At 69.4% G+C, this 10,996-nt stretch carries 8 protein-coding genes and 1 CRISPR repeat array; all 8 genes read right to left on the reverse strand.

The annotated features are described in order from the left end of the window. Window positions 1-9: 9 nt before the first annotated feature. The 8 genes from cas2e to cas3 are packed head-to-tail and all read right to left on the reverse strand — an operon-like array spanning window position 10 to window position 9,186. The gene (cas2e, locus tag ACZ7LS_RS02440) at window positions 10-360 is read right to left on the reverse strand and encodes a type I-E CRISPR-associated endoribonuclease Cas2e (protein WP_385129971.1); all 351 of its coding nucleotides are present in this window, start codon (window positions 358-360) and stop codon (window positions 10-12) included. Then, complete coding sequence (gene cas1e / locus ACZ7LS_RS02445) at window positions 357-1,325, reverse strand: type I-E CRISPR-associated endonuclease Cas1e (RefSeq protein ID WP_385129969.1); 969 nt, start codon at window positions 1,323-1,325, stop codon at window positions 357-359. The genes cas2e and cas1e overlap by 4 nt, the downstream gene beginning before the upstream one ends. Window positions 1,326-1,329: 4 nt before the next feature. Continuing rightward, window positions 1,330-2,115 (reverse strand): type I-E CRISPR-associated protein Cas6/Cse3/CasE, encoded by a 786-nt coding sequence (gene cas6e, locus ACZ7LS_RS02450; protein ID WP_385129967.1) that lies wholly within the window; start codon window positions 2,113-2,115, stop codon window positions 1,330-1,332. Continuing rightward, entirely contained in the window at window positions 2,115-2,858 is a 744-nt protein-coding gene (gene cas5e, locus ACZ7LS_RS02455) for a type I-E CRISPR-associated protein Cas5/CasD (RefSeq protein WP_385129965.1), read from the reverse strand. Before cas5e ends, cas6e begins: the two co-directional genes overlap by 1 nt. Continuing rightward, entirely contained in the window at window positions 2,855-4,063 is a 1,209-nt protein-coding gene (gene cas7e / locus ACZ7LS_RS02460) for a type I-E CRISPR-associated protein Cas7/Cse4/CasC (RefSeq protein ID WP_385129963.1), read from the reverse strand. The genes cas5e and cas7e overlap by 4 nt, the downstream gene beginning before the upstream one ends. Beyond that, the gene (gene casB / locus ACZ7LS_RS02465) at window positions 4,060-4,746 is read right to left on the reverse strand and encodes a type I-E CRISPR-associated protein Cse2/CasB (protein WP_385129961.1); all 687 of its coding nucleotides are present in this window, start codon (window positions 4,744-4,746) and stop codon (window positions 4,060-4,062) included. The genes cas7e and casB overlap by 4 nt, the downstream gene beginning before the upstream one ends. Next, window positions 4,743-6,407, reverse strand: coding sequence for a type I-E CRISPR-associated protein Cse1/CasA (casA, locus tag ACZ7LS_RS02470; RefSeq protein WP_385129959.1), 1,665 nt, complete (start codon window positions 6,405-6,407; stop codon window positions 4,743-4,745). The genes casB and casA overlap by 4 nt, the downstream gene beginning before the upstream one ends. Beyond that, the gene (gene cas3, locus ACZ7LS_RS02475) at window positions 6,400-9,186 is read right to left on the reverse strand and encodes a CRISPR-associated helicase Cas3' (RefSeq protein WP_385129957.1); all 2,787 of its coding nucleotides are present in this window, start codon (window positions 9,184-9,186) and stop codon (window positions 6,400-6,402) included. The genes casA and cas3 overlap by 8 nt, the downstream gene beginning before the upstream one ends. Window positions 9,187-9,556: 370 nt before the next feature. Next, a CRISPR array of direct repeats spans window positions 9,557-10,134; the repeat unit is 29 nt; unit sequence CTGCTCCCCGCACCCGCGGGGATGGTCCC. Window positions 10,135-10,996 lie beyond the last annotated feature (862 nt).

Raw genomic sequence — 10,996 nt, forward strand, 5'->3', positions numbered from 1 at the left:
CGGATCGGGTCAGCCTCTTCCGAATCGGCGGCGTTTGGCCGCTTTGCTCCAGCCGGATTGCGGTTCGGCGGCTACCGGGCGGGGGTTGGTGTCCGGGCGTCGGATCAAGGTGATGCCTTCATGGTCGGCGGGTTGCCAGGCGTGATCGTGGGTACGGAAGGTGAAACCCTGTTCGTTGTTGGTGGTATGGGCAAGTAAGGCGCGGCCTTGGCCCGCGTACTGCTCAACCTCCTCCCAGAGGAGGTCGCGGATTCTTGCTGAGGGGTTGCCGACGAAAACACCGGCGGAGATTTCCAGGAGCCAGCGGGTGAGGAACCCCCGTAGGCCGGCGGGACAGTTCGTGAGGACGATCACGGTCACCAGATGACCGCCTCGTCGGCGTCTCCGTAATTGCGCCCTGCGGCTACTTCGTGGCCGCCGTCGCTCTGGAGCCTGACGCGGTCTTCTTCGCCAGCGGCATGCGTGTCCCCCGTGTCCGCGCCGTTCGGCAGCAAGAGGTGCTTGATGTCGTCGACGCAGCGGTTCAGCAGTCCGCTCTTGTTGATGTGGTCACGCAGGCCTCGGCGGGTGCGGGGGCCGACGTCTTGTTCTGATTCGGCTGCGATGCCGAAGGCCAGGGGGATGCCGATCTCGGTTTTGTAGAGGTCGGCGATGTCCAGGACGAAGGAGAGTTCGTGGCCGGAGTGCACGAAGCCGAGTCCGGGGCTGCATCCGAGAGAGGCGATGACAGCGTGGGCGATGCCGTACATGCATTGGGCGGCGGCGGTGATGCCCTGGTTGACGGCATCGCCGCTGGAGAAGTCGCCCGGAGTGTATTTCCTGCCACGCCAGGGGACGCCGGTCCGGGCGGCCTGGGCGCGGTAGCAGTCTTTGACACGGTCGCCTTCTCGGCCGAGGAGTTGATGTCGGGTGAGTCCGTCAGGATTCTCGTCGGGGAAGCGCAGACGGTACATGGCACGGGCGACGGCGAGCCGGCTGCGCATGTTGGCCCATCGGGTGGCCTGTGCCTCGACGAGCGCGGCCGAGCGGCTCAGCGCCCGGCCGCCGGCGTAGTAGCGGACGCCGTGTTCCCCCACCCAGGCGACGCAGGCGCCGGTTTCACCGAGGAGGCTCATTGCCTGGTGGGTGATGCGGGTGCCGGGGCCGAGGAGGAGGGTGCCGATGGTGGCGGATGGGATGTGGGTGGTGCCGTCGGCGTCCTCGGCGGTGATCGCGTTGGAGTCCCGGTGGATGGTGCAGCGTTCCAGGTAGATGAAGGAGACGCGTTCACCGGTGCGGGTGAGGTGGCGGGGGGTGAGCGCGGGACGCTTGCCGACTGTTGTCACCGGCTCACCCCTCCGGCTTCGGGGGGCTCGGGACCGGGGCGAGGGTCATCAGTCCGCAGCCGTATGCCTTGGCGCGGCCGAGCCCTTGGGCGAGCGTGCGGCGCAGTGCGTCGGCGTCGGTGACTTCGAGGCGTCCGTCGAAGGTGACCGTCACGACTTTTACCCGGTGGGCCTGTGACCTGTCTTCGCGCGATTTGGCGAAGGACAGGGCGCGCTCGTCACGGACGGTCAGTTCGTACCGGTCTCCGTGGTGTTCGTACTTCTTGTCGGTGGTGCCGCCGGGAAGCAGCCGTTTGTCGTGCGGCTTCTCGATGACGCGGAATCCGGCGCGTTGCTGACGGACGGGATCGAGGAGCCAGCCCTTCTGGTGGACGGGCGTGAGGTGTGCCGTGCGTTTGGTCGGTTCGCCGTCCTTGCGCCGGATGTGGTGGACGGGGTTGGCGGTGAGCCGGAACTCCCAGAGGCCGCCGGTGGTGAGGCGGTCGAGGAAGGGGGCGTACGGGCGGCTTTGCCAGCCAGGAGTGTCCGGACTGGCGGCTGCGGCAGGCCAGCCGGCCTGTTCGACGAGGTGGGTCAGGTCCGGTGTGCCGGGGCTCACGATGTAGAGGAAGACCTCGGCCTTGGCGTTGTGGTCGAGACGCCACAGCACCCGGGGGCCGCCGGTGCTCGTGCTGGTCGGGAGCAGGGCCGGAAATGATGCCATGACGGCCGCGTGCAGCGACTGAGGTGAGGAGAGCAGGCGACGGGCTCCGGGGCGCGCGGTGTTCACACGGAAGCGGGTCAGATACATCAGGGGTTTTCTTCCTCCAGGGCGTCGAACGGTTCGTGCCGTCGTGCCGGGCGGACTGTGGCCGGCACGCGGGCCGCCACGGCGCGCGGGTTGGACACGTCCACGCTGGTGCTGACCACGGAGCGCAGCGCGTGCCGCCGGTGCTCGGCGGCGAAGCTGAGGGGCTGGTCACGCTGCTCGTCCCCGTGCTGCTCGTCGGGGGCGGCTTCTCTCAGGACGACCAGGGGCACGGTGGGATCGGTGCGGCGGAGCTTCTGGTACCAGGGGGCGGCCTGCCAGGGCTCGTCGCGCAGCGTCTGCTGGAGACAGGTGTCGCGGATGCCGAGCTCCAGCGGGAGCGCCGGGGGGCAGGAGCGGCGGCCGAGGAAGAGCGGGTGGGCCGGGGTGCGCAGGGCTTCGTGCAGTTCGTTCAGGAGAGTGAGGTCTCCTTCTACGGCGGCGACGAAGACGGCGTCGGCGAGGTAGAAGCGTTCGGACAGTGGCATGGATTTGCCGGTGACGGCATGGTGGGCGGTCTGGAAGTCCCTTACGCGCGTGCCTGGCTGGTCGATACGGACGGCGAAGCGCAGGGCGGCGAGCCGGGCCAGGCCGGTGTCGTCACCGCGGTCGAGGCCCAGGGCGGCGGCGAGCATGCCGATGACGCCGCTCTTGGTGGGTGCGGACTCGGTGGTGCGGCGGACGAAGCGTGCCGATGCCCCCCAGGCTTGCAGTGGGCCGGCCAGCCGGAGCAGCAGCACGCTCATGCGCGCTTGTCCAGGCGTTCCGCGACGGCCTGGCCGACAAACTGGACCAGGTCACTCAGGCGCTGCGTCTCGGTGCCGAGGCCGGAGAGCTTCTCGGTGTTCGGTCCGACCCGCAGTACCCAGGAGAGGGTGGACTCCTCGTCGCCGTACGCACGCTCCACCTCCGGGATGTACTCCGCGAGTCGGGCCACGGCCTCGCGGAGGTGACCGCTCGCACCGGTGACGGGGTCCTCGAACGCGGCGACGAAGCTGATGGGCCGCGTGGTGCGCAGTTTCACCACCACGGCGTCGGGGAGGGTGTGGTGCCCGAACGTGTTGATCTTGCCCGTCGGCAGGGATTCGAGGAAGCTCCGTACGAATGCTTCGACCGCGCGCCGCACCGGCGCCGTGCGTGGTTCTTCCTCGCGGAGTCCCTCTCCCAGGTTTTTGGCGAGTTGGTGAACGCCGAGGGCCGCGTAGCGGTAGAGGGTGGCGGAGTTGAAGTCGACGGTGCCGATCATGCCGGCTCCCGACTCCGCGTCGGTGTTCTCGTCGTCCACGGCGGTGTAGTAGTCGGACTCGTTGTCGACGCGGTGCACGCTGATGGCGTGGGCGACCTGGACAGCGGCGTCGACGTTGAAGTCGGCGGAGTCGGCGACCATGCGGCCGAACAGCGCGATGTCGACGGAGTGCCGGGTGTCGGCGACCTCCCGGGCGTGCGCCTTGTTGTCCTTGTCCTTGAGGTAGGCCTTGATGTCGTCGGCGCCCTTGACGGCCAGCGCGGCGAGACCGTCGAGCTGCCGGGCGCTGAGGAACATCAGGTACTTGGACTCCGGTGCCGGCTCGTCCGCGCCGTCCCTGACGGCGTCGGCCTTGGCAGCGTCGGTCTTCCGTTTGGGCACCTCGATCTTGGAGCCGGTGGCTCCGTGGATCACTTCGGCCGCGAGCCGGAGGGCTTCGGCCCCGTTCAGTGCGGGATCCATGTCGGTGATGCGGGCGGCGAGGACTTCGGCGACCTTCTTTGTCCGTACGCCCAGCTCGCTCGGGTCGAGGAGGCTCTCATCGCTGAAGTAGGTGCGGGTGGCTCGCTTCCATGCCTGGCTGGACACGCGGGCGCGGGGCACACCTCCGTACACGGCGGACTTCGGGGCACCCGTGTCGTCCCGGTTGAGATTGCTGGGCGGCACGGTCTGAAGCGCGTGCACGTCGAGGAAGATGCGGTTCACGAGGCGTCCTTGTCCGTGAGGTCGGTGGTGTCGTCGTCGGATGGGGCCGGAGCGTCGGCGGCGTTCTCCTGGGGCGCGCGGTAGGAGTGGAACGACCGTCCCCAGGCACGCCGTACGGTGTCGCGGCCGGCCGGCTCCTGCCAGCGGTAGAGCTGCTCGGCCAGGAGGGCGTAGTCGACGGGGATGTCGGCGCCCCGCAGCAGCACGACGATGTCCCGCAGACGCTGGGCCAGGGCAGGCAGGTCGGGTGCGGTGCCAGCGCGGACGAAACGCTTGCGGACGGGCTCCGTAATCTCGCCGGGCGGCATCAGCCGCCGCACGGCGGCGCCGAGTCCCCCGGGCGCGGACCGGCGATCGGGCCGGTGCATGGCCGTGCCGCGTGACTGCTGGTGCAGCGCCCACAGCGTCAGCGCCACGTGCACGGCGTCCTCGGCGCGGGTCAGCTCGTACTCGCTCAGCGGCCGCCCGCCGTCCGTCGGCTGGTCGTGAAGGGCTCCGGTGTCGACCAGCCCCCACAGGTCCGGCACCTGGGAGAACTCCTTGCCCGCTCCGCGACGCAGCCGGGCCAGCGCCGCCACGGCGTAGGACTGGTCGACCAGGTAGTCCCGTTGCAGCGGGCGAATGATCTCGCCGGTGAGCTGTCCGACGCGTTGGGTGCTCGTGGGCACGGTGACGGTGGTCATGCGGGCACCTTCGGGGAGGAGTCGGAGGGGAACGGATCGCTGAGGGCCTTGCCGAGGCGGAAGCGGAACCATTTGTCGGCGAGGGCCGAGTTGAGCCACTCGGGTCCCTTCTTCGTCGTCACCACCCGGCCCTCCCACGCGGCGTCGCCCGCCTCGCTCATGAGCCGGTCACCGAGTCGCCGCACATGCCGGTACGCATCCTGCTGCCAGCGGGTGCGATGCGCTCCGGGGTCCTCGGCCGCTGTCAGGTCCCGCAGCCAGGTGCGGTAGGGGCCGTCCAGGGTGGCGAAGCCCAGGTCACGGGTGGCCGAGCGACGTCCTTCGGTCTCGCTGCCCGCCGCGCGGGCGAGATCCGTGGCGAGATCACCGAGGGCGGTGACCGCGCTCTCCGCATCGGACACCGCGTCGATGGCCTGCCGGGCATACGCCCGGCCCTGCTGGTGCAGCAGAACCACGGCCATGGCGAGGCGGTCGTCGACCACGTCGTCGATCACGGACTGCTGGGTGCCGTAGACCGCGCCGATGACGCGCGCCCGGATGAGGAAACCGCGCGGCAGCTCGCCGTCCGTCACCAGCCTGGCGATCCATTCCAGGATGCCCGGCCGCAGTGCCTTGGCGGCTTCGGCGCCCCCTCCGGCCTCGGCCCGACCTACGACGAGGGATTCAAGTCCGCGCCAGGCCGAGCGCGCCGGATCGTGCTCGCGCGGCAGGTAGACGAGCGGCTCGCCGCGTTTCTTCTCCTGGGCGGGGCTCCTGCGCCACGCGGTCATCGGCTCGTCGGTGTGCATATTGTGCGGAGCCAGTGGATCGCCGTAGCCGAGAACGACACCGTGCACACCGTCCGCGTCGAAGTGCAGGCGCAGCCGGCGGCTCTGCCAGGTGTACAGGTCGCGCACGCCCGACGGGCGCTTCCGGCCCGCCGGGCCGGGGCCGCACGGCTCACGCCGCCAGGCCGGACGGTCGTCATCGCGAAACCGCACACCGCTGGTGTCGGCGGCGACCAGGTTGAGCAGCAGGGTCTGGCGCAGCGTCTCGCCCTCGGCGAAGACTCCGCCGAGAGTGCCGGCCCAGCCGACCCCGAGCGGATACACCCTGCCGCCCTTGACCCGCTCGTCACCGTCGATCCCGGTTTTGATGCCAGAAGTGTCGTAGGCGTGCGCGTGCACGACCCAGCGGGCTGCCTCGGCGAAGCCGAGACGGCCGACGGCCGGCATCCGGGAGCTGAAGAACGGCTCACCGTTGGGCACGTCGGCCACGATCCGGTTGAGGGAGAAGACCTCGTCGCGCGCGGTACGTAACGTCGCCACCTGGAAGAACGGCGTGTGCGGGTGCAGCAGGTCGAACCGTTCACGGTGCTCGTCGAGATAGCCCGCCAGCGGCGCGAAGCAGTCCTGGTCGGCCCACAGACGCGCCCAGTGCTCGGTGTCGCTCGGGCCGTCCAGCGCGTCGTGAGCCAACGCGAGAAGCAGACGGGTGAGAGCGAACTCCTGTGTGGGCAGGTCGCCCACGACACGGCGCACCTCGTCCGCCCGCGCGAAGACGTCACGCAGCGACACCTCGCTCTGGGTTCCGTCCCTCCACAGCACGGGGATCCACGGGCGGGACGTCAGGTCGAACGACAACACGTCGCCCCCCGCAGATCGTTCGCCGGAGTCAGTCACCAGTCACCTCAAGGCCGTCGGTCTCGCTGTAGCGGAGTAAGAAGCCTGCCAGCCGGGTCTGACAGTCGCCGTCGAGCGCCAGAATGAGCTGGCCGGCCAGCCAATGGCTGTCCTTCACCTGCCAGGCCGGTACGTACAGTTCCTCAAGTTCGGCGATGGCCCGGTCCATGACCTCCGCGTGCGAGAACTGGATAGGTAGCCGCAGCCCACAGCCAGCCGCGGCCCGCGCCGCAGCCGACGCCGGAGGCCGGTCCTGAGGCAGCTCCAGCCCGCCCCGGCCCCGGGCGAGCCAGGGCACAGTGGCCAGCGACCCGTCGGCGCGCCGCTGCACGACGATCACCTCCAGGCTCTCCTTGCTGTCGCGGACCTGCGCCCGTCCGGCCCGGGTGTCGTCCGCGTCGCCCGCGCCCGCCGCGATCCAGCCGATAAGCGGCCGACCGGGCCGGCCCACCGCGTCGAGACGGAACACCTCCGCCCGTCCGGCCTGGTCCGCGCGATGTTTCTCGTGACGCTCCCGTGCCGCGGCCATCGCCCCGGACCATTCCTCGGGGCCGACCGACGTGTCCGCGTACGCGCCCTGGACCAGGGGGCTGATGTCGTCGGGCAGCCGCACGGGCCGCTTCGGGCCCTCCAGGTGCGGCAGCAGAACAGCGGCGGAACGCAGCAGCGCGTACGCCCCGTACACGGCAACCGATCCCTTGACCGGCACGGGCACCTCCCCGCCCCAGTCGACGCCGGTGACCAGACAGCGCGCCGTACGCAGCCGCGAGGGGCGCTCCGCCTGCCCCTCGCCCCGCCAGTGGCGGTGCAGGCGCCCGATCCGCTGAAGCATCAGGTCGACCGGACACAGATCGGTTACAAGCAGGTCGAAGTCGACATCAAGGGACTGTTCGGCAACCTGGCTGGCGACCACGATGTGCGGCCCGACCGGGCGCCGGCCATCAGCCTTCTCCGGCGGCCCGAAACGAGCAAGCAAGTCCGCGTCCTTCGCCGCGCGGTCCACGTCGATGAAACACGAGTGGGCGACGGTCACGGCTTCGTCACCGAAGCGTTCACGCAGCACGCGGGCGGTCTCCAGAAGCCGCCGGACGGTATTCCGTACGACCAGGGCGCAGCCACCGCCATCGAGTTCGACCGCCAGGCGGTCCGCCAGGACCATCGGGCCGTCGTCGAGCCGTTCCAGACGGACCTCCCCGCCCCGGGACGATGCCCCGGGACCTTCCACAACCGGGGCCTGACCGGGCGTCACGGTGGTCAGCAGCGGATACGTGACGGACTGGTCCACCGTGTCGAAGCCGGCGGCGTCGCCGCCCGCACCGGCGTAAGCCTGCGCGAGCTGCCGGCGCCGGGCCGCGGGAAGCGTCGCGGACAGCACCACCACCGGCACCCGGTAAGCACCCAGCCACGACAGAACCCGGTCCAGGTAGACGCTCATGTACGTGTCGTAGGCGTGCGCCTCGTCGATCACGACGACCTTGCCCGCGACCGCGAGGTGACGCAGCGCCAGGTGGCGGCTCTTCAGCCCGGCGAACAGCAGCTGGTCCACGGTACCGGCCACGAACGACGACAACATCGCCTTCTTCCGCCCGCGCAGCCAGGCATGGGCGATCAGCTCGGCCGGGGCAGACCGCCTCTCGTCCGACGGCCGCCACCGCACCGCCTCGGCGTCCACGTCGACAGCGGCGATCGTCTGCCGGCCGGCACGCAGCAAATCAGCGAACTCGTCATTGAGAGCAGCCTTGGAGTGCGCGAGCAGAACCGAACGCCTGGCGCCCTCCTGAGCCGGTAACCGGTCCAGCCAGTCCAGCAGACGCGGAAACATCGCGTTGCCGGTGGCCATGGTGGGCAGCGCGAAGAACACCCCGCCCGCACCAGAGCGGGCCGCGAAGATCTCGGCGACAGCGAGCGCGGCCTCCGTCTTCCCCTCCCCCATCGGCGCCTCGATGATCATGAGACCGGGTACCGGCATCTCACGCGCCAGCCGGACCGCGGCTTCCTGCACCGGCCTGACCTTCGCCCCCGGCGGCAGATCGAAACGCGAAGCGAACAGCTCCTGCGCGTCCCCGACAGGCTCCTCGGCCCGCCACGGCGACGGCAGCCGCAGCCCACGCCAGGCCGCCGCCACCCGCTCCTCACCACCGCGGGCCTCCTGCGGAAAATACGGGAACAGATCCGGGTTACTTGCGATCCAGTCGGCGACGATCACCACAGCCGTGAGCAGCACCTGCACCGGCTGCGGCAGCGCGACCACCCGCCACGCGCCGAGGCGTTCCCCCACCTGGTATTCCTCGGAGCACGCGTCGAGCAACTCCTCCTGCACCCGCCGCCACAACGTCCCGCTCGGCCCCGGCGTACGCAGCAGATGCGGCCGGTCGTACACATCGTTGAGCTGACCATGTTCCGGCGGCACCCCGTGGTGGCCCCCCGCAACGACAGCGAACTGCCCGGACCGCCTGGCCGTCCAGCCGTGCCGCTCCTCCAGCCACTCCCCCAACAACACCTGCCCGGCCAGACCATGCGGAGCAATCCTGCGGTCCTCCCCGAACTGGCGCCGGGTCTTCATCTCCAGGCCCTCCGCCCGCATACGGTCGGCGAGCTGGTCGACCTGACAGGCGAAAGCCGGCGTCGCCTTCCCGATGTCGTGCACAGCGGCCAGCCACACGCACAGCAGCCGGGCATCCCCCGCCCCGCTGGGTAACACCTCGGCGATCAGCGCCCGCACGTTCTCGGGCAGCCAGTTGTCCCACAGCAGCCCGGCCACCGCCGCACTGTCCGCCATATGCCGCCACAGCGGCAGCCACCCCTCAGTGCCCCGATCGTGCTTGGCCCACACAGACCGCACCGGTCCCGCGAGCCGGCCCCCAAGCCCCTCACGAGGCTCCTCCCTCTCAACCGTCATGGCAGATGAATACAGGCAAACCAGCAACCAAGACGGCCATATACGAAAAACATCCGCACACAACGCTGTCCCGGATAAAATCCCCGCAGTGGTTCAGGGCAACCCCTATCATCTGGCGCTGCCCTCACCCGACGGACCGCCGCACGCAAGCACAGCGACTCACAAATTGACCTCTATACACCTTTTGCCGGAATTGATGGAACTGCTCGGAAACCACGCCCGCCGCGAGTAACGCAGCAGGTCACAAAGTCTGCTCCCCGCACCCGCGGGGATGGTCCCGGCCGGAGCGCGGGAGCCGCCTGCTGCGGCTGCTGCTCCCCGCACCCGCGGGGATGGTCCCCTCAAAACGGGAGCGACCGGCGGGGGCCCGGTCTGCTCCCCGCACCCGCGGGGATGGTCCCACCGCACCGTGAAGCCTTGGGAATGACGTGCTCTGCTCCCCGCACCCGCGGGGATGGTCCCAGCCGGGCCCAGCGGGGAGGAGGGTCAGGGGTCTGCTCCCCGCATCCGCGGGGATGGTCCCTGTGAACGCAGAACTGCTGAACCCAATGTCTCCTGCTCCCCGCATCCGCGGGGATGGTCCCAGCACGGAGCCACGCTGCCCACCACCCGATGTCTGCTCCCCGCATCCGCGGGGATGGTCCCGCCAACCCGGTCGTTCTTGTCGTCACGGCGATCTGCTCCCCGCATCCGCGGGGATGGTCCCGCGATCGACACCGCCGGGGGCAGGGACTCCGGCTGCTCCCCGCACCCGCGGGGATGGTCCCGATCCGGTCGTGCGGGTCGGTCTCGACGGGCACTGCTCCCCGCACCCGCGGGGATGGTCCCGCCGAGTCGAACATGACCCCGCCCGGGATGATCGTCTCTTCGATCGCCCTTCGGGAACTCTTCCGCTGGTGCCAGCATTCAGAAATTCAATAGCACTATGAGCACCGGCGATAGTGAACCCGCATGCGCGAGGAGCACATATGACTACCAACCAAAAAGGGGCCATCCCTCGAACCGCAAGGGAACATCATCGGATTCATGATGGCAGGTCACGGACCACCGACGCCCAAGAGCGCGAGGAGACGTGCTACACCGAGGGGCTGAACCCTGCTGGATTCAGCGTTGAAACGGACCTGATGCTCTCTCAGGAACTACCCTGCGCGTATTCATCTCCGGGGTCGCTACTAACCAAATAGTTCAGATCATGGGGGTCCGTCTCGTCGGAGACGACCGCCGATGACTGATCGTCATATCACCTCAGATCTCCGGTCCCGATGTCAGAGACAGACTCCTAAGCTCCCCAAGCGGTGGACGCAACGATGAATTCACCCGGCTCCCCGGACCAGAATCAGACGCTTCTGTGGCTACTCCTGGCCGCAGTACTCGCCCTGATCTTCACCGGGCTTACGTACGTGACCTATCTGCACCCCTCACTGGCGGTGCCTCTGACCGTGGCCACCAGCGGGACGGTGGCCGTACTGACCGCCCTCGGCTTCGCACTGTCCTGCGGGCAGGGACCGAGCTCGACGCAGGCCAGCCATGACAGCGCAGGTCACGCAGAGAGGCCGACGGGCGTGACGCAACCGAGCCAGCGGCGCGCAACTCCGTCGGGATGGCGTTGACACCCTGGAGACCACTGCCCGCCCACCCACGGTCCCGAACTTCACCAGCCGCCACCGTTCGCCCAGAAAACGGCAGACGA

It is taken from the genome of Streptomyces sp. NPDC039430 (assembly GCF_055639435.1).

Bases quoted from the DNA above. Each gene is read 5' to 3' on its own strand.
- cas6e (WP_385129967.1), bottom strand. From the start codon at position 2,115: ATGTATCTGACCCGCTTCCGTGTGAACACCGCGCGCCCCGGAGCCCGT.
- cas5e (WP_385129965.1), bottom strand. From the start codon at position 2,858: ATGAGCGTGCTGCTGCTCCGGCTGGCCGGCCCACTGCAAGCCTGGGGG.
- casB (WP_385129961.1), bottom strand. From the start codon at position 4,746: ATGACCACCGTCACCGTGCCCACGAGCACCCAACGCGTCGGACAGCTC.
- cas3 (WP_385129957.1), bottom strand. From the start codon at position 9,186: ATGGCGGACAGTGCGGCGGTGGCCGGGCTGCTGTGGGACAACTGGCTG.